The organism is Nonomuraea sp. KM90 (assembly GCF_052246675.1).
Taxonomy (GTDB): domain Bacteria; phylum Actinomycetota; class Actinomycetes; order Streptosporangiales; family Streptosporangiaceae; genus Nonomuraea.
In genome coordinates this window covers 52100-70171 of the sequence record NZ_JBQQCB010000050.1, presented here as the reverse complement: position 1 = coordinate 70171, position 18072 = coordinate 52100, and the positions used below count along the sequence as shown (strand labels likewise).

Here is an 18072-nt window from a genome sequence, read left to right as displayed (position 1 = left end):
GGGCGACTTCGAGGAGGGTGCGCAGGCCGGCGAGAGGGGTGCGCAGCTCGTGGGAGGCGTTGGCGACGAAGTGGCGTTGGGCGTCGAAGGCGGCTTGCAGGCGGGCGAACAGGTCGTCGAGGGTGTGGCCGAGCTCGGTCAGCTCGTCCGTGGGCTCGCCGAGAGCGAGTCGCCGGTGGAGGTCGCCGGCGGAGATGATTCTGGCGGTGGCGGTGATGGCGCGCAGCGGGCGCAGGAACCGGCCGGCGACGAACCAGCCCAGAGCCAGGGCTACGGGAATCAGACCGACCAGGGCGACGGCGGATCCGGTGAGGAGTTGGGGCAGGCTGATCCCGGGCCCGGATTCGGTGATCGCGCTCGATGAGGGGTGATCCTTGGGGGAGGCCGCGTCGATGCGGGCGAGCGGGACGGCGACGAAGACGAGCACCAGGACCCCGGCGGCGTAGATGCCCGCCGCGTAGGCGAGCGCGAGCCGCGTCTGCAAGGACCTTCTGGCGAGCTTCTGGGCGGTCATGACGGTCCTATGCGGTAGCCGCCTTCGCGGATGGTCTCGATCACGGGCGGGTCGCCGAGCTTGGCCCGCAACCGGTGCACGGTGTGCTTGACGGCGCTGCTGAAGGGGTCGGCGGCCTCGTCCCAGACGCGTTCGAGCAGCTCCTCGGCGGAGATGACCAGGCCGGGTACGGCGAGCAGGCATTCGAGCAGGGCGAACTCCCTGGGGCTCAGCTCGAGGCGCCGGCCGGCCCGGAACGCGGTGCGGCGGGCCGGGTCGAGGGTGATGTCCCCGCATGCCAGGGTGGGCGGTAGCGGCGGGGTGGCGCGGCGGGCCAGGGCGCGGACGCGGGCGACCAGTTCGGCGAACGCGAACGGCTTGGGCAGGTAGTCGTCGGCGCCGAGGCCGAGCCCGTCGACGCGGTCCTCGATCGTGCCGGAGGCGGTGAGCATCAGTACGCGGGTCTCGCAGCGGCCGCGGGCCAGTCGCCGGCAGATCTCGTCCCCGTGGACGCCGGGCAGGTCGCGGTCGAGGATCACCACGTCGTAGCGGGTGGCGGCCAGGCGGTCGAGGGCGGCGGTTCCGTCCAGGACGACGTCGACGGCCATGCCCTCGCGGCGCAGCCCGGTTCCGATGGAGCGGGCGAGGACCTCGAAGTCCTCGACGACGAGGACCCTCACCGCCGCTCACCGAGGTTCGTCGTGCGGTCGGGGCGGCCGAACCGGCCGCAGGGTCGGGCTGACATGGCTCAACGATGCCAGAACCCCGGTCGCAGCCGGGTCGCGGCGGTTGCGACCCGGCCGGAACCGGGTGCCACGTACAACCGTCGGCATGAGTTCATTCACGCCTCCCCGACCGAGCCGACAGGCCGGGCCGGACCGTTTCCCCCGGTTGCTGCGCGCGGAGTGGGCCGAGTTCCGCTCCGTGCGGGGCTGGGTGCTCCTGATGGCGGCCTCCGTGCTGGTCACCGTGTCGCTCGGACTGCTGGTCGCCGGGGGTGTCCGCAGCGCCTGCGTGACGTGGAAGGGCGAGGGCCCCTGCCCCGCGCCTTTGGTGGGTCCGGATGGCACGGCGGTGAGGGACAAGTACTACTTCGTGCACCAGCCGCTCAAGGGGGACGGCAGCATCACCGCCCGGGTGTCGGACATGACCGGGCAGATGCGGCAGCCGGACGCCGTACCCGGGGTGCGCAACGTCAAGGAGGGGGTGGTGCCGTGGGCGAAGGCCGGGCTCCTCGTCAGGCCGAGCCTCGCGCAGGGCACGCCGTACGCCGCCGTCATGATCACTGGCAGCCACGGCGTACGGATGCAGCACAACTACGTCCACGACGTGGCCGGCGGTCCGGTGCGGGGGCCACGGTGGCTGCGGCTGACCAGGTCGGGTGGCACCATCACCGGCTACGAGTCGGGCGACGGCAAGGTGTGGACCGAGGTCGGCACGGTCAGGCTGACCGGACTGCCGGAGACGGTCGAGATCGGGCTGTTCGCCACCTCGCCGGGCACGTTGTGGGAGACGGCGAAAGCCTTCGCCCAGGCCACCGCCACCTTCGACCAGGTCACGCTGCGGGGCGCGAACGGTTCGTGGCGGCGTGACGACGTCGGTGTCTCCTTGGGGCCCGACGGCAAGACCCCGCACCACCCGGGCGGGGTCGTCGAGTCCGGCGACAAGCTGCTGGTGACCGGTGTCGGAGACATCGGGCCCGCCACGGTGGAGGGCGGTCTGCGCGCCGACCTCATGCTGATCGGCGGGGCCGTGGGGCTGAGCCTGGTGCTCGTGGCGGCGGTCCTGTCCTTCACGGCGGAACGCCGGCGGGGGTTGATCGGGACCGGTCTGCCGGGCGCGCCGCATCCGGCGCGGCTGCTGGCGGCCAAGGCCGTGGTGGTCGGCGCGGTCGCGTTCGTGGCGGGGCTGGTGACCTCGGGGGTCGTGGTCCCTGCCGGGTTGGCGATGTCGCGTGCCAATCAGAACCCGATCCAGCCGATCACCCTGGGTACCGAGCTGCGGGTGATCGTCGGCTACGCGGCGCTGACCGCGGCCGCCGCCGTGCTGGCTCTGGGCCTGGCCGCGCTGGTCAAGCGGGCCGTCGTCGCCATCGGGCTGGCCATCGCGCTGGTCGTCGTGCCCCACCTGCTGGCGACCGCGGGCCTGGTGCCGCGGCTGCTGATGATCACCCCTGCCGCCGGGTTCGCGATCACGCAGAGCGTGCCCACGTTCGCGCATGTGGAGGTGCCCCCGTCACCGCTCGGGGGCTACTACCCGCTCCCACCATGGGCAGGGTTGGCCGTGACCTGCGGATACGCCGCCCTCGCCCTCGGGGCGGCGATGGCCGTGCACCGCAGGAGAGTCCCGCTCGCCCAGCGGCGGTGACGGGGAGGTCGAGCGGCCCGTACGTGGAGTCGTGCCTGAACAGGTGGGCCAGCGTGGCCGCGTCCGCGATGTCGTTGACGGCGACCACCTCGAGGCCGCTGCCCGGGTCGGCGCGCAGTGCGCGGCGCAGGACGGCCCTGCCGATCCTGCCGAATCCGTTGATGCCGATTCTCATGCCTTCATCGTCCGGCGGTCGGGGCTCACGGGTGAGAGGCCACGGTCCCACGTGCGATGGACCTTCGGCCCCTTGCCGGCACTGCGGCTGCCGGTTCCGCGGCGGATTGTCGGAGATGATCTCTAGGGTGCCGGGCATGACGTGTTCATCTACTTCCGCAGGGGCGGTCTCATGACGGCCTGGGTGCGGGTCCGCGACCGCATCACCGCCCGCGACGCCCGCGGTCTGGCCGACCTCGTGATCACCCTGTCCGACGCCGAGCGTGCCGAGGTCGCCCGGCGGCTGCCCGACCTGCGCGGCGACCTGCGCCAGGCCGCCGGGCGCAGGGCCGGGGAGCGGTGGTCGCCCGGCCTGGGCGGAAGCGGGTGGGACGGCGACGGGGACGGCGAGTGGGATGAGGAAGGGGACGGCGGCGAGGGGAACGGGCGCGGGCCGGGCGCGTGGGATGGGCCGTGGGACGGGGCTTGGGACGGGGCTTGGGACGGGGCTTGGGCAGGGGATGGCGTCGGCGGGCACGGGGAGGTGCTGCGGATCGCGGGAGCGGGCGTGCTGGCCGGTCCCGCCGCCACGGCCGCCTGGCTGACCCGGCGCGAGCTCACCGGCCGCCGGGCCAGGACCAAGGAGGTGACCCGGGTGCTGGCCGCGCGCCCGGCCGGTTGGCAGGCCGAGGTGGCCGCCCGCCTCGTCAAGAAGATCCGCACGCCCGACGACCGCAACGCCCCGCTGGCCCTGGCCGTGCTGCGGGCCTGCGGCACCCCGCCGCCCGAGCACGACCCGCTCGTCACCGCCTGGCTCCGCACCCGCCCGGCCGCCGGCGACCCGCTGATCGGCCCGCTGCTGCCGCGCATCTTCGAGGCCGAGGGCGTCGGCCGCCTGCTGCGCGAGGAACGCCTGGAGCCCGCCCCCACTCACTCGCTCGCTCTGATCGAGGAACTGGTCGCCACCGGGCGGGTGTCGCGCGCGGAGCTGCTCGACGGTTGCCTGCGCCGCTTCCTGCGCGGCGGGGACGCGATCGACCTGCGCTTCTTCGTCCGGCTGCACCGGATGCTCGATCCCACGCCGCAGGAGGCCGCCGCCCACGTCCGCGACTACCTGCGGCTGCTGCCCGCCGCCCCCGGCACGGTCGCCGAGCTGGCACTCGCGCAGGTCCGCCGCGCCGGCCCGTACGAGAAGGCCGAGGCCATCGAGGCGATCGGCGCGCTGACCTTCCGTCCCGAGGCCAAGCTCGCCCTGCAGGGCCTGCGCTGGCTGGAACGCGAAGCCGCGCACGCCGCCGGCCTCGCGCCGGCACTCGCGACGGCGTTCGGGCACTCCTCCTACGAGGTCCAGGAGCGGGCGACCAGGATCGCGCTCAAGCACGCCGCCGCCTTCGCCCCGGCCCGCGAGGTCCTGGCCGAGGCCGTTCCCCTGCTCCCGGCGACGCTCGGGACGCGGGTGGCCGCCCAGTTCGGCGGGGACGTGACGCCGCGGGAACAGCCCGCCGCGGTCACCCCGCCGCCGCTGCCCGCGCCCGCCGGGCCCGAGCCGTTCCCCGAGCCGACGCTGGACGTGAGTCACAGCGTCTACCTGTGGGTGGACGGCGAGCGGTGGCTGGCGGCGTTCGTGCAGCAGGCCGCCGGCGACAGGAAGGAGATGCGGCGGACGCTGGCCGAGCAGTTCGGCGGTGCCTACCCGCAGGTGTACGCCCACGAGGAATGGGTCGACGTCAGCCAGTGGATCGGCGCCCTGGCCAGGCAGGTGACCGAGCCCGCTGCCGACCCTGGGCCCACGTCCGACCCTGGGCCCACGTCCGACCCTGGGCCCACGTCCGACCCTGGGCCCACGTCCGGGCCTGCGCCCGCTGCCGACCCTGGGCCCGCTTCCGGGCCGGAGCCGGCCGATCCGTGGGCGGGGGCGGGTGTGTGGACGGGCGCCGGGGACGCGGAGGAGGGCGGCGGGCTGGAGCGGGCCTTCGGGCGGCTGTTCGAGGCGGCATGGAAGGAAGCCGAGCGGCTGCTGGGCTTCGGCGTGCCGAGCGAGCGGATGGCCCGTACGAGCGACCAGCCGCGCCCGCGCCGTCCGCGCCTGCCCCGGCCGGAGACCCTCGCTCCGCCGCACCTGTTCCTGCTGCGCCGGCTCGACGAGATCTACCGGGCGCTGCGGGCCGGCACGCTGCCGCCCGTGCTGCTGGCCACGCCCACCCTGACGACCGGCCACCTCGACCCGGCCGTACTGGTGGACCGCCTGGCGGAGTGCGCGGCCGCCGGCGTCGAGCCGCTGCCCGTCGACCTGGCCCAGGCGCTGCTGCGGCTGCCGCGCGGGCGCCACCCCGAAGCGGCCGCACAAGCCGCGCGGATCGACACGCCGGCCGCCACGACCGCCGCGCTCTGGCTGAACGGGGCCGGGCTGCCCGACCCGGAGACGGGCCTGCGGTGGTCCTACACGGAGGGCGCCACCGGCCACTACTTCGACGAGCGCGAGCCGGGGTATCGGCCGCACGACATCCGGCTGGAGCCGCTGCTGCGGGCCGTGCCGACCGGCCTCGAAGCCCTCGACGGGCTGCTGCGCGAGCAGGCCCGCTGGAGCTGGGGCCACCACAACCACTCCATGAACTGGTGGCCGTCGCTCCTGCCCTCGCACCGCGAGGTCGTGGCCGTCGACTTCCTGCCGTACCTGTTCGGCTCGCAGGGAGCCATGCTGTGGGTGAGTGCGCTGGCCGACGCGGACGGGCCCGCCGGGGAGGCGATGGCGCTCACCCTGGCCGTCAAGGTCGCGAACGCGGACCCGGAGGCGGCGTCACTGCTGGTACGGATGGCGGCCAGGGGCGACCTGCCGGCCGAGGACGTGGGCGCGCAGGTGGCGCTGCTGCTGCGGCGCACACCCTATTGCCAGGCGCGGCAGGTGGTGGGCGTGCTCGCCGAGGCCGCGCGGGAGGGTGCGTACGCGGCGGTGTGGCGCATCCTTACGAACCTGCTGCCCGCGCTGCTGCCCGCCCCCGGCGAGCGGCCCCGCGCGGCGCACACCGAGGCGGTGACGCTGGCCGCGGACGTGGCCACCTGGGCGGGGGCGCGCGGCGCGATCCCGGAGGTGTCGGCGTACGCGACGGGTGATGGCAGGAGCCGGTTCGTACGCGAATGCGTCCGGCTGCACGACCGGCTCGGCCGACCCTGACGCCGTACGCGGCCGGGGAGTAGGACTGCCTGCTCCCCCGGCTGCGTCCGGGAATGGCGGGGTCGCGTCGGCTCAGCATGGCGCGCGGACCGGGCGGGTTTCAACGGCGGGTCACCGCACACGGTCCGGCCGGTTCCGCCGCGCCTCTGGGACGATCTCAAGGGCCCTGATCGAACACCGGACAGCCCCCGACCGCCGACCTGCGCGGCTGACGGTCCGCCTGCGGGCCACGTTCCCGCAGGCGGCTGCCAACCGCGAGTTCAGAAGGGCTCAGTACCACTTCTGGTAGTTGCCCTGATTGCACGGGGAAAGGTAAACCGAACCCTCCCAGTTACTGTCGAGGCACTGCTGCGACTGACGTTGCGCGATTTCGCTTCGCGGGGTGAAATACCATGCCTGGTAATTGCCGCCATTGCAGCTGAGCGTGTAGACCCTGCCGGTGGCCTGGGTGCCGTCGAGGCACTCCTGGCTCCACAAGTTCCTCAGGGGCCTGTAGTCCGCCGTGCCGATCCACGTCCAGGTCTGGCTCTGGCCGTAGTGGCACGGAGCTGTGAAGACGTGCCCCACCGCGCCGCCGACCGCCTGCTCCAGGCATCGGTTCGTGGCGCTGTTCCGGACGTAGCCGGACTGGGCCCCGACGTTCGCCGGCTCCAAGGTGAAGCCGGACCCTTTCTCGACGATCGGCGCGGCGGCCGTGGCACTTGCCGGCGTGTTCGCCAGTCCGGTGCCGACGGCTGCGGCGGCCATGACAGCCATGCTCATCAGCACGGTGCGGATTCGATGACGCATGCTCGGGTGAACCTTTCTTCGGGCGGGCCGGAATGAGGTCGAGCCGTCCCTTCTGCGGAAAGTCCGGCCCGCTCAATGTCGCAGGAAGAAATGACGCCCCGCGAGGCTTGTAAGTCGTGGCTTAACCGTGCCGTTCAGGGGCTTGTGCGGCCGTTTGGGCGACGTGCTCTGGCAACGATGTGGATGCCTATGGGGGGCGGATGCACAGGATTCACTTCACGGCCGACGACCTGGCGCGGGTGCGGGTGGCGGCGACGCTGGGTCCCATGGCCGAGACCCTGTTCAGCCTGCACGCGCTGCGCGGGCGGGCGGAGGAGCCGGTGTTCGGTGCGTGGCGGCGCCGGGTACGCGGCGCCGCCGATCCGCGATTCGCGGCCCTGGCCGCCATCGCACCGGCGCGGCTGCCGTGTTTCGACCTGGCCCTGCTCGCCGGGCCGGGTCGCGACCTGGCCGAGAGCGGCGAGGGCTTCCTCGGCCGCCCCCGGCAGGCGGTCCGGGCGGAGCTGGACTTCTACGCCGGGCACCATGGCCAGGTGCCGGCCGCGCTGGCCGGGCTCGCCGACACCCTGGCCGCCCGGCGGGAGGTGCTGTCCACGATGGAGGCGTACCACGGTGCCGCCGTCGGCCCGCACTGGTCGCGCATTCGTGCGCACCTCGACGCCGAACGCGCCCAGCGCGGCAGGATCCTGCTCGACCGTGGGGTCGGCGGCCTGCTGGCCAGCCTGCATCCGCGCATCCGGTGGTCGCCGCCGACCCTCCATGTCGATGCCGGCGACCGGTTCGACGACGATTTCACCCTCGACGGGCGGGGGCTGCTGCTGGTGCCGTCGTTCTTCCTGCGCTTCTCGGGGGTGATGTACGAGCCGGGCGATCCCGCCGGCTGCATCCTGATCTTCCCCGCCGCGCTCGGCGTCGACCGCGCCGCGGGCATCTGGACGGGCGGTTCGCCGGCGCGGGCACTGGCCAGGCTCCTGGGGCGTACCCGCGCGTCGGTGCTCACCGCCATCGCCGACGGCGTGGCCACCACCGGCGCCCTGGCCCGCCGCCTGGACATCTCCTCGGCGGCCGTCAGCCAGCACACCGCCGTGCTGCGCGAGGCGCGCCTGATCACGACGCGCCGGCACCACGGCAACGTCCTGCACCATCCCACCCAGACCGGCCTGACCCTTCTCGACCGGCACGACACATCCGGCCCGGCCGGCGACGCCGAGGCGTGGCCCGCTCGCCGTGCTTGACCGCGGATGCACAGGTCCTGGGAACGGGTTCTGCCCGCCGGGTGGGGGCTGCTGAAGAACACGCCCCATCGTGCCGGCTGCTGGACGAGGTCGCCTCCGCGCTCGACGCCGCCCGGGCCTGGTGTGGTCAGCCGGCGTTGATGGCCGGCGTTGATGGCCGGCATGGAACGCGGCTCCGCCACGGCAGGACGAGGCGGCTGTGCGATCGGCGCCGCTCGCACCTCGAGCGTCTGCCGGATGGAGTCGTTCGGGCCGGAAGTCGCGATGGCACCGTATGCGGGGTGCCGGGGACGTACGATCTTCCTGCGCGACGCCGCAGCGCCTCCCTCCACAGAAAGCCCGATGATGAGCCACGATCGCCCCGACCTCGCCGCGAAGATCAAGCCTGAGGTCCCGCATGCCGCCCGGATCTGGAACTACTGGATGGGCGGCAAGGACAACTTCGCGTCCGACCGGGCGGCGGGTGATGCCGTGGCGGAGGTCTACCCGGAGATCGTCCAGATGGCGGTGCAGTCGCGCCGGTTCCTCATCCGGGCGGTGCGCCACCTCGCCGCCGAGGCCGGGATCTCCCAGTTCCTGGACATCGGCACGGGCCTGCCGACGATGCAGAACACCCACGAGGTCGCGCAGGCGGTCGACCCGTCCGCACGCATCGTCTACGTCGACAACGACCCGCTGGTGCTGGTGCACGCCCGCGCGCTGCTCAGGAACACCTCGCCCGAGGGCGTGACCGCCTACGTCGACGGCGACTACCACGAGCCCGAACTGATCATCGCGGAGGCCCGCAAGGTCCTCGACTTCACCAGGCCGATCGCCGTGATGTTCATGGGCGTGCTCGGTTACGTGGACGACCTGGAGGTGATGCGCTCGATCATCGACCATGTCATGCAGGCCGTGCCGTCCGGTAGTTACCTGGTGTTGTGGGACGGTACGGCGACGGGTGAGGCGGTTGCCGAGGGCAGTGACAAGCTGGCCGAGAGCGGAGCGGTCCCGTACTATCTGCGCTCGGTGGAGGAACTGGCCGAGTGCTTCGGCGGGCTGCACCTGGTGGAGCCGGGGCTGGCGCCGATCACGCAGTGGCGGCCGGAGGGCGAGGAGGAGGCGTCGTTCATCGACGCGCATGGCGGCGTGGCCCGCAAGCCGTGATCCGAACGCAGTGGCGGCGGCAGGCAGCGGTCGGCGTTCGTGGCGGGGATGCGGAGCTCCTGTGCCGGCCAGGTCGCGACGATCGGTCGAGGGCGTCGAAGCCGGTGTTCTTGAATGCGTCGCAGCTGGTCATGCCGAGGGAGGCCGGCGTCGACAGCCCGCTCACGAGCGTCCTGACGGGCAGGTTGTCAGGGCTGCGGCCGCCCGCACGGCGTGGAGCACCGCGCTGAGTGGTTTCCCGAGCCGGTCTGACGGCGGCTGACCCCGCCGTACGCGCTGCGTAGGGTCCGCCGGCCCCGGCGCCCTTGATCATCGCGGCTGACCGGTCCTCCCGGTTCCCCGGCGTTGGCCTGGCGAGCCTCCAGCGTTACCGGTCTTGCCGGCGGGCATGGGGTTCGTCAGGTAGCTGCTCTGTTGGACGGCCGCAGCTTGCGGTCCGAGCCGGGCACGCCTTTGACGGTACGTCGACGCGCTCCACGCGCCAGTCCGCGTCGTGGGGGTTCCGCCAAAGCCTCAGGTCGAGGATCGCGGCATCCCCGAGTCGCGGACATGCTCCACGTCGAGCCCGAGGCATCTGAGCAGGTCGAGCAACTCGGCGTGGTAGAGCTTGGCGGGATCGCTGGTCTGCGTACTGAGATGGCCGTAGACCCTCCAGGGAGATCAAGCCGTGCATGCGGCCCCACATGCGCAGCGCGAGGGACAGACCAAGAAACGGCATCATCGCCCAGTTCACCTTCGACGCCTTCGACCGCGTCACCTCCCGCGTCAGCGGCACCACCAAGCAGACCCCTCTGTATGCCGGGCTAGGTAACGACCTGGCCGCATCACCGGGAGCGGCAACGATTAGTCCAAGTACGCGCGCGACCCCTTCGGCGCCCTGCTCGGCATCCAGGAAGGCACTACCCCTGCCGTCGCCGCGATGAGCGACCTGCACGGCGATCTCGTCAGGACATTCGCTGGCACCGCGATGACAGCTTCTTCCACCTATGATCTCTTCGGCCCCGTCGTAGCCCAGACGGGAAACAAGGCCAGCCTCGGCTACCAGGGCGAGTACATCGACCCGGACACCGGCAAATCAATATGCACGCACGCTGGTACCAGCCCGGCAGCTTCACCAGCCGGGACACCTACGCCAACGCATCACCCCTGACCGGCACCGACCCTGCCACCACGCCACGAGCATCAACAGCGGCTCCCTCGCCGGACCCGGCTACGGATCCGGATTGAGCGGCGGCTACACCATCACCCCTGCGGGCAGCTACGTACAGCTCAAGCAGCAGCGCAAGTGGTGGTCAATGTATCGGCGGCTGTGGCCGCGGAGAAATCGGTGGCAGGAGCTCAGTACTGCTTGCGACATTTGGGGCTGCTACGGGGCCCAGCGGCTCGCGTCCGAACTCTCGAAATCGCATGCATCGGTTTACGCGGACGGCACTTACGCGGACCTCAGCCGCGCACGCTAAGATCGCCCGTATACCGAATCCCACGGAGGGACTTTGAAAAACTTTCCGCCACTCCTTTTAGCGATACCCGCAGGCCTGATCGGCGCCCTCCTTCTGGTAGGAGCCGCCAGGGGAAGCCTCCTCCCATGGAGCAACTTCGATAGCGACGGGTGTAATGAAGATGCGTTGGCTGCCGTGGCCGCCTTGGACGTGGATGTGCGCCTGAACGGGGCGGTCGAGATAAGCTCCGGTCGCTCCAATTGCGACGAGGAAAACTCGTACGCTTATACGATGAAAATTTACACCTATGAGGGGTCAATCACCGAGCTTGTGCCAGCTTATAAAAAGAATCTCCATGGCAGAGGCTGGAAGCCAGTTGAACCTCTGATGGCGTCTCCAGTGGGAGAGGGCTGTTTCCACAAGCTCACGAATGACGGCATGCATGCCTTTTTGTCGGTATGGGCAAGCGACTATCAGGGCGCCAATCTCAAGGAATATAGGGTCCAGCTATCGATAAGCCATGAGTATCATAATTACGGCGGCCGGATGTGTTGATCCGAATGGGAATCTGATGGCGGCGGCCGCTGTCAGTCGCTGCCCCTCGACGCGGTTGCGCTCGCTGGAGCCGGCCGTTATGTGGAATCTGATTCGTCAAGCGTGGCACTACGGCTCGGCAGCGGATATCGACTGGCGGGTGCCGCGATGAACCTGGACAATCGCCTGTCGTGATGGGTATATCCGGCTTCGAGCCGACCTTTCTCGTCGGACTCCAAGACATCCGCGAGAAACACGGGCAGGGCTTGGCCGCGCTTGGTGGCCGACGTCTTACGGGATTCGCGCTCGTGCGTTTCGTCGAGGACGGGGACTGGTATGCCGAGTGCCCCGTCGTCCTGGGCTTCGACGGCGTCCAGGTAGAGATCAGCCACTCGAAGTTCGATGAGCTGTCGATCGGCTGGAACACCATCGACACAAAGGCTGCGATCACCGGCTGGGAGTATGACGAACTCACCCCGGCGTGGTCCAGGGCCGACGAACGGCTTGAGCCGTTCGTCGGCCAGGAATTGCGCGAGGTCGCTCTGCTCGAATGGCATCCATCGTCGCGTCATGACATAGCGGGCGGCACTGTCGCTGTGGAGTTCGTCTTCGACATGGGGCGCTTCCACATCGCCAACGCTCTTGATGAGAACAGCATTGCTCTCGGCGACGCCGATCCAGAATTCGTGCGGCACCCACTGGGCCGTGGCATGCAGCCCGATTAGGTCGGCCTCCGGTTGATCTCGATGACCGGCAGCAAAGTCGCCTGGGCCGGGGCGCTGATCTGCCGGGGAATAGGCCCGGCGGGGACGCGCCGACGGTGCGGCTACCCAGTCGCTTGGGCGCCGGGCCCATGCAGGTCGCGGGCCCCACCGTCGCCGCCACGGCGGGCGGCGCGGCGATCGAGCCCGACACGTCGCGTGAGCTGACTGTGGAGGGCGATCGGGCCTTCGCCGTCCCGGCCGGCGCGGACCTGGCCGGACGCGGCGCCGTTCGGCACCGGCGCACTGGACGCTGTTCCCGTCACGATGTACCTGGCCGAACCTTCGGGTCCCGCGACACAGGCCCGCGTCGAAGAAGCCGTCGCCGACCGAGTCCCGTACGGCGGACGTCGGTGAGGACGCGGGCGACGGTCCGCCCGAGGCACCCTCCGCCTGCCGAATCTGTGTGAACCATCACATTGATCACCAGTCGTGTGTGGCGGCTGTGAGCCAGTGGTACTCATGATCACAGCACTGGCAAGCGAAAGGATCTTCGTGCGCATACGCAAGCTGGCGGCCCTCCTGGCCGGCGCGACCCTGGCCTCCACCACCACGCTGGTAGCAGGCGCCACCCCGGCCGGCGCGGCCGGACCCTGCGGCAGCAGCTACACCCGGGTCGGCGTCTACAGCATCGGCATCGAGAAGTACGGGTACCGTACGGGCATTCTGGAGGTGTACTACAGCTCCAGCACCGGCAAGAACTGCGCCCTGACCTACGGTGACGGCCCTTACGCCAACACCACGAGCTGGAAGGGCGTCACGATCTCGAGAGGCGACGGCAGCGGGAAAGACACCGACGCCGACAATTACCAGTACTACGCCGGCCCGGTGTACGTCTCGGCGCCTGGCCAGTGTATTGACGTCGAGGGAATCTCACCTTCGTGGACGAGCGTCAAGCTCAACAACGTGCACTGCGGCTGAACCTCTTGTGATCCGGCGGTAGCGCCGACACCCCGTTCACGGGCCCTGTAGGCCAGGCTCCACCCCCGCTCAGAACGCCGCCGTTCCGCCGTTCCGTCGGGACGGCGGAACGGCGGCGAAGGGGTGCCACCCATGCTGCGTGCCACGTCAAAGGAACGTGCCAAGCACGACCAGCTCGTCCAGGCCTCGGGGATCGCCGCGGTCAGCAGGTACTACATCATCGGCAAGATGAACCGACGCACAACAACTACCACCACAACGGCACCACCGCCTTCACCTGCGAAATGCGGGTGCGACTGAGCAAGAACGCGGTCGGCCTCATGCTGCTCACTTCGCGGTGATGACCGGCCGTGTCCCGTTCGCGATCGGCGCGGGCAACACCCGCGACAGAAGGAACCCGCTGCCTCTAACCAGTACGGCCCGTGAGGTGAAGGGGCAGGGTGGTGTCGGACTTGCGAAACCGGCGGCTCAACCAGAGCGGTACAGCTTCGCGGCCCGGGCTCTCTCAGCAGTCCAGGTCTGCGAAGGTTTTGCAGAGGGTGACGGGGTTGGCGTATTCCTCGGCGTGCACCATCCGGCCGTTCCTCCAGTCGAAGCGGTATACGTACACGTTGCGGTACGAACGGTCGTCGGCCGTGGTGAAGTCGCCGTTGGCCTGCACGAAGGACGTCTTTCCGTGCGCGGTCACGCTGATCCGCATATCGGTGAACCGGATCCGCCGAAAGTTCCTGAGCACGTTGTCGACGTAACCGAGAATCTGGTCCTTGCCGGTGAAATGGCCCGCGGGTTCCGGTGTGCCGGAGAACGACAGCGGGATCGTGAACGTGGCGTCCTCATCGATCCTCGCGCTGATCGCGTTCAGGTCCTTGCGCTCGAATGCGGCGAGGAGCGCCTGGGTCTGCTCCACGGTCCGCCGCTCCGGTCCCGCAGCGGCGGAAGCCGAGGGGGTGAGGCCGGTCGTCGTCACGATCGTCAGCGCCAGGGCGCCCGTGATGGTGGCGAGGAACGTGTGTTTACGCATGTAGCTGCCCTTCGATTGGTTGATCGCTGGATGGGTGGCAGGGCCACGGCCCCGTGGTCAGGCGGGGCCGCTCGTGGCCTCGGTCCGCGGGGCAGGCCGCAGCTCGTCGGGGACCTCCGCGCGGTCGCCCGGCCGCCGGGGCCGGGACGGCCACCAGTTCGCCCCGCCGAGCAGCTGCATCGCGGCGGGCACGACGATCGAGCGGACCAGGGTGGCGTCGATCACCACGGAGAGCGTGAGCCCGACCCCGATGGTGATCAGGAACAGCGAGGTCGCGGTGAGGCCCATCGTGGCCAGGACGATGACCATGAGCAGCCCGGCCCGGGTGATGAGGGAGCCGGTGCCGCGCAGGCCCACGACGATCGCACGCCGGTTGTCGCCGGTCGCGAGGTACTCCTCGTGGACCCGGCTCACCAGGAACATCTCGTAGTCGGTCACCAGGCCGAAGGCGATCGTGACGATGAGCCCCAGTGCCCACACGTCGGTGGTGCCCACCACGGGGAAGTCCATCAGGCCGGCCAGGCCGCCCTCCTGGAATCCCCAGACGATGATGCCGCAGGAGGCCGCCAGCAACAGGAAGGCGACGGCGACGGCCTTGATCGGTACGAGCACGGACCGGAACGCGAGGAAGAGCAGCACCAGGGTCGACAGGCCGATGAAGGCCAGCGCCCACGGCAGCGCCCCCATCGTCGCGTCGCTGTTGTCGAGGCTGACCGCCGGTCCGCCGGGGCCGCCGACGAGGACCTCGGTGGCGCCGGCCGGGGGTTCGAGTGCCCTGATGTCCCGTACCAGCTCCAGGTTCTCCGCGTCGTCGACCTCGCCCTGGTAGGTGACGGTCGCCCAGGTCAGCTCGGCGTCCGCGAGATGGACGCCGGCCGCGCCCGCGCCCTCGAGGCCCTCGACGGACCGCAGGTAGCGGTCGAGGGCGGCCCGCTCGACGGGGCCGGCGACGGCGATGTCCATCCGCGTGCCGGCCGGGCCGTTCCGGGGGAAGCCCTCCTGCAGCATCGCGGGGACGATCTGGCCCTCGTTGTCGGCGGGCAGGTAGCGGTGGTTGGTGAGGCCCTGCTGCAGCGAGAGCAGCGGGGCGGCGGCGACCAGCAGCGCCAGCAGACCCCCGGCCAGCCAGGGCAGCGGCCTGCGGGTGACCGACGTGGCCAGCCGGTTCCACGCCCGGTCCTCCCGGGTGACGGCACCGGGCCGGCGGCGTGGCCACGGCAGGCGCAGGGCGTTGATCCGGGGGCCGAGCACCGCCAGCACGGCGGGCAGCACCACGAGCGCGGCGAGGAGGTCGAACAGGACGACCGCGATGCCGCCGAAGCCGAACGAACGGGAGATCGGCTGCGGGAAGAACATCAGCCCGCACAGCCCGATGACGACGGTCAGGCCGGAGAACGCGACCGTGTGCCCGGCCGTGTTCATCGTCACCACCAGCGACTGCCGTACGTCGCCGCCCCGGCCCGCGAGTTCCTCGCGGAACCGGCTGACCATGAAGAGCCCGTAGTCGATGGCCAGGCCGAGACCGAGCAGTGTGGAGATCTCCATCGCGAAGATCGAGATGTCCGTGACGTACGTCAGGCCGCGCAGCACCACCAGCGAGCCGAGGATGGCCACGATCCCCAGGGCGAGAGGGATGGCGGCGGCCACCACGCCCCGGAAGACGACCAGTAGCAGGATCAGCAGGATCGGCAGCGAGATCATGTTGGCGGTGGCCAGGTTCTCGGTGGCGAGCCGCTGGAGGTGGAACACGCTGGTGGAGCCGCCGGCGATGTGGGTCTCCAGGCCCGCGGCGCGTACCTGCTGCTCGATCCCGCCGTACGACTCAAGGCGCTCCTGGTCGTCGGCGCCGCGCAGGATGATCGTCGCCAGCGTGGCGCGGCCGTCCTTCGAGACGTACCCGGCGCGCTGTTCCTCGGTGAGCCCCGGGCTCCAGTAGCTGGTCCAGGAGACGACCTCGGACTCCGGCAGGCCGCTGAGCGCCGCCGTCACCGCCTCCTCGAAGGCCGGGTCGTCCACCGACTGCCTGCCGGTGGGGTCGCTGTAGATCGCCACCGCGTCCGCCTGGGCCGGCCGGTGCCCGAAGTGGCGCTCCAGGAGCTCGTCGGCCCGGTACGACTCCGCCTGGGGAGACTCCAGCCCGCCGGTGTCCAGGGCGCTGAAGACCCCGCTGCCCCAGACGCCGGCGACCACTACGAACAGGGTGGCCGCGATCAGTGACGCGCGCCTGCGCACGTAGGTGAAATGCCCTAGCCACGAGAACATGGCGACGCCTCCCGAGCAGTCCCGAACCGGCCGTTCGCCCTGCTCAACCCAGGCCGCCGTCCACCCGCAGCACTGCCCCGGTCACGTAGGAGGAGCGGTCGCTGAGCAGCCAGGCGGCGGCCTCGGCGACCTCCTCGGGCTCGGCCGCGCGCCGCAGCGCGGTCCGCGCGTTGAGCTGCTCGACGATCCCGGGCGAGGCGGCCTCCCAGGCGTGGACCATGTCGGTCAGCGTGGTGCCGGGGGCGATCCCGTTGACCCGGATGCCCTCCGGGCCGTAGGTGGCGGCGGCCGACTCGGTGAGGCTGTTGAGCGCCCGCTTCATGGCGCCGTAGGCGGGCACAGCATGGGGTTCGGCCCCCAGCTGCCGACGGTGGAGGTGTTGACGATCGCCCCGGTCCCGGCGGTGGCGCGGATGGCGCTCACCTCGGCGGACATGGCGACCCACTGTCCCTTGAGGTTCACGGTGTACATCAGGTCGAAGTCGGCCTCCGGCATGCGGTCCATCGGTGCCGGCGGCACCGCCGTCGCGCCGTTGTTGAAGGCGACGTCGAGCCGGCCGTACAGGTCCACGGCCCGGCTCACCGCGGCGCGCACGCCACCCGCGTCGGCCAGGTCGCACACGACGTGGCCGGCGATGCCGCCCGCCGCCCGGATCTCCTCGGTCACCGCCTTGAGCTGGTCCTCGCTCCGGGCGGTGAGCAGGACCGTGGCGCCCTCCCGGGCGAACAGCCGCGCCGCGGCGGCGCCGATGCCGCGCCCGGCACCGGTGACGAAGGCGACCTTGCCGGCCAGCAGGCCCGTGTTCGTGTCGTGAGTCATGGCGTCGAGCCTGGTCCCGGGGTACGGAGCTCAGCCAGGCCCCGGCTGTACCTGGCTGGGCGCGGCGCGGGCCACGCATAGTGGAAGCGTGGACAGACAGGAACTGGCTGCCTTCCTGCGCAGCAGGCGGGAGCGGATCGACGCCGCCGACGTGGGTCTCCCGGCCGGGCGGCGGCGCCGTACCCCCGGGCTGCGCCGCGAGGAGGTGGCCCAGCTCGCGTACATCTCGACGGAGTACTACACGCGCCTCGAACAGGCCCGTGCCGCGCGCCCGTCCCGCGAGGTGCTGGCCGGGCTGACCCGGGCGCTGCGCCTGTCGGACGCCGAGCGCGACCACCTGCACCACCTGGCCGGCGCCCCGCCGGCCCCGCCGCCCGGCCCGTGCCGCGAGGTGCACCGCGGCATCCTGGACCTGCTGGACCGGCTGCCGCAGGCCGCCGCGTTCGTGCTGTCCGCGACGTTCGAGGTGATCGCCTGGAACGACCTGGCGGCCGCCCTGATGACGGACTTCTCCGCGCTGCCCCGGCGCGACCGCAACCTGATCCGGCACGCCTTCCTCGGGCCGCCCCCGGACAGCTCCCGCCTGCCCGTCCTGGCGGAGGCCGACCGGGTCGCGTTCGCCCACGACGCGGCCCGGCGGCTGCGGGCCGCCGCCGCCCGCTACCCCGACGCCGCCGAGGTGGCCGAGCTGGTGGCCGAGCTCCGGGCCGGCAGCGCGGAGTTCGCCCGGCTGTGGGCCTCGCACGACGTCTCCCCCGGGCCGAGCCTGCGCAAGACCCTGCACCACCCGCTGGTGGGCCCGATCACCCTCAACTGCAACGGGTTGGACGTCTCCGACCGGGACCAGCACGTGGTGATCTACACGGCCGACCCGGGCTCCCCGGCCGAGGAGGCGCTGCGGCTGCTCTCGGTGATCGGCACCCAGCGCATGAACGTGCCCGGCTGACCTGGTTACGACAA

Annotated in this window: 16 protein-coding genes and 1 pseudogene; 9 read left to right on the top strand and 8 right to left on the bottom strand. The window is 71.3% G+C overall.

Annotated features, from left to right (window positions below; genetic code table 11):
- A partial coding sequence (locus tag ACTWPW_RS35915) for a HAMP domain-containing protein (protein WP_443171254.1) occupies positions 1–514 on the bottom strand: 514 nt, incomplete at its 3' end.
- Positions 511–1173, bottom strand: a complete 663-nt coding sequence (locus tag ACTWPW_RS35910) for a response regulator transcription factor (RefSeq protein ID WP_443171253.1) — start codon at positions 1171–1173, stop codon at positions 511–513. The genes ACTWPW_RS35910 and ACTWPW_RS35915, both read right to left, overlap by 4 nt.
- A 151-nt stretch (positions 1174–1324) precedes the next feature.
- On the opposite strand from ACTWPW_RS35910, the gene ACTWPW_RS35905 reads away from it, so the two are divergent.
- Entirely contained in the window at positions 1325–2860 is a 1536-nt protein-coding gene (locus ACTWPW_RS35905; protein ID WP_443171252.1) for a hypothetical protein, read from the top strand.
- A 49-nt stretch (positions 2861–2909) separates the two neighbouring features.
- On the opposite strand, the pseudogene ACTWPW_RS35900 reads toward ACTWPW_RS35905, so the two are convergent.
- A pseudogene (locus ACTWPW_RS35900) lies at positions 2910–3035 on the bottom strand (glyceraldehyde 3-phosphate dehydrogenase NAD-binding domain-containing protein); the annotation flags it as partial.
- Positions 3036–3176: 141 nt separating this feature from the next.
- Here ACTWPW_RS35900 and ACTWPW_RS35895 point away from each other — a divergent pair.
- On the top strand, positions 3177–6185 hold the full coding sequence (locus ACTWPW_RS35895; RefSeq protein WP_443171251.1) for a DUF7824 domain-containing protein: 3009 nt from the start codon (positions 3177–3179) through the stop codon (positions 6183–6185).
- A 270-nt stretch (positions 6186–6455) separates the two neighbouring features.
- Here the strand turns inward: ACTWPW_RS35895 and ACTWPW_RS35890 are convergent, their stop codons facing one another.
- Complete coding sequence (locus ACTWPW_RS35890; RefSeq protein ID WP_443171250.1) at positions 6456–6974, bottom strand: RICIN domain-containing protein; 519 nt, start codon at positions 6972–6974, stop codon at positions 6456–6458.
- A 200-nt stretch (positions 6975–7174) separates the two neighbouring features.
- Between ACTWPW_RS35890 and ACTWPW_RS35885 the strand changes: the two genes are divergently transcribed.
- The 6 genes from ACTWPW_RS35885 to ACTWPW_RS35860 all read left to right on the top strand — a co-directional run bounded on the left by ACTWPW_RS35885 (position 7175) and on the right by ACTWPW_RS35860 (position 13010).
- On the top strand, positions 7175–8209 hold the full coding sequence (locus ACTWPW_RS35885; RefSeq protein ID WP_443171249.1) for a helix-turn-helix domain-containing protein: 1035 nt from the start codon (positions 7175–7177) through the stop codon (positions 8207–8209).
- Between the two features lie 342 nt (positions 8210–8551).
- Positions 8552–9355 carry an SAM-dependent methyltransferase gene (locus ACTWPW_RS35880; RefSeq protein ID WP_443171248.1) on the top strand — a complete coding sequence of 268 codons (804 nt, stop codon included), beginning with the start codon at positions 8552–8554 and terminating at the stop codon, positions 9353–9355.
- Between the two features lie 919 nt (positions 9356–10274).
- Positions 10275–10505, top strand: a complete 231-nt coding sequence (locus ACTWPW_RS35875; protein ID WP_443171247.1) for a hypothetical protein — start codon at positions 10275–10277, stop codon at positions 10503–10505.
- Between the two features lie 343 nt (positions 10506–10848).
- Entirely contained in the window at positions 10849–11349 is a 501-nt protein-coding gene (locus tag ACTWPW_RS35870; protein WP_443171246.1) for a hypothetical protein, read from the top strand.
- 170 nt (positions 11350–11519) lie between these two features.
- On the top strand, positions 11520–12053 hold the full coding sequence (locus ACTWPW_RS35865) for a hypothetical protein (protein WP_443171245.1): 534 nt from the start codon (positions 11520–11522) through the stop codon (positions 12051–12053).
- A 531-nt stretch (positions 12054–12584) separates the two neighbouring features.
- On the top strand, positions 12585–13010 hold the full coding sequence (locus tag ACTWPW_RS35860) for a hypothetical protein (protein ID WP_364118357.1): 426 nt from the start codon (positions 12585–12587) through the stop codon (positions 13008–13010).
- Positions 13011–13515: 505 nt separating this feature from the next.
- Here the strand turns inward: ACTWPW_RS35860 and ACTWPW_RS35855 are convergent.
- The 4 genes from ACTWPW_RS35855 to ACTWPW_RS35840 are packed head-to-tail and all read right to left on the bottom strand — an operon-like array spanning position 13516 to position 17112.
- The gene (locus tag ACTWPW_RS35855; RefSeq protein ID WP_443171244.1) at positions 13516–14031 is read right to left on the bottom strand and encodes a nuclear transport factor 2 family protein; all 516 of its coding nucleotides are present in this window, start codon (positions 14029–14031) and stop codon (positions 13516–13518) included.
- Between the two features lie 57 nt (positions 14032–14088).
- A complete protein-coding gene (locus ACTWPW_RS35850; RefSeq protein ID WP_443171243.1) occupies positions 14089–16293 on the bottom strand; it encodes an MMPL family transporter in 2205 nt (734 codons plus the stop codon).
- A gap of 43 nt (positions 16294–16336) precedes the next feature.
- Positions 16337–16633: an SDR family NAD(P)-dependent oxidoreductase gene (locus tag ACTWPW_RS35845; RefSeq protein WP_443171242.1), complete on the bottom strand. Its 297-nt coding sequence runs from the start codon at positions 16631–16633 to the stop codon at positions 16337–16339.
- On the bottom strand, positions 16612–17112 hold the full coding sequence (locus ACTWPW_RS35840; protein ID WP_443171241.1) for an SDR family NAD(P)-dependent oxidoreductase: 501 nt from the start codon (positions 17110–17112) through the stop codon (positions 16612–16614). Before ACTWPW_RS35840 ends, ACTWPW_RS35845 begins: the two co-directional genes overlap by 22 nt.
- A gap of 88 nt (positions 17113–17200) precedes the next feature.
- Between ACTWPW_RS35840 and ACTWPW_RS35835 the strand changes: the two genes are divergently transcribed.
- Positions 17201–18058, top strand: a complete 858-nt coding sequence (locus ACTWPW_RS35835) for a helix-turn-helix transcriptional regulator (RefSeq protein ID WP_375117516.1) — start codon at positions 17201–17203, stop codon at positions 18056–18058.
- Positions 18059–18072: the final 14 nt, after the last annotated feature.

What these genes read in the sequence shown, in the direction of transcription:
- ACTWPW_RS35850 (WP_443171243.1), bottom strand. Translation starts at nt 16,293, where the DNA reads ATGTTCTCGTGGCTAGGGCATTTCACCTACGTGCGCAGGCGCGCGTCA.
- ACTWPW_RS35890 (WP_443171250.1), bottom strand. Translation starts at nt 6,974, where the DNA reads ATGCGTCATCGAATCCGCACCGTGCTGATGAGCATGGCTGTCATGGCC.
- ACTWPW_RS35855 (WP_443171244.1), bottom strand. Translation starts at nt 14,031, where the DNA reads ATGCGTAAACACACGTTCCTCGCCACCATCACGGGCGCCCTGGCGCTG.
- ACTWPW_RS35885 (WP_443171249.1), top strand. Translation starts at nt 7,175, where the DNA reads ATGCACAGGATTCACTTCACGGCCGACGACCTGGCGCGGGTGCGGGTG.
- ACTWPW_RS35840 (WP_443171241.1), bottom strand. Translation starts at nt 17,112, where the DNA reads ATGACTCACGACACGAACACGGGCCTGCTGGCCGGCAAGGTCGCCTTC.
- ACTWPW_RS35875 (WP_443171247.1), top strand. Translation starts at nt 10,275, where the DNA reads ATGAGCGACCTGCACGGCGATCTCGTCAGGACATTCGCTGGCACCGCG.
- ACTWPW_RS35905 (WP_443171252.1), top strand. Translation starts at nt 1,325, where the DNA reads ATGAGTTCATTCACGCCTCCCCGACCGAGCCGACAGGCCGGGCCGGAC.
- ACTWPW_RS35880 (WP_443171248.1), top strand. Translation starts at nt 8,552, where the DNA reads ATGATGAGCCACGATCGCCCCGACCTCGCCGCGAAGATCAAGCCTGAG.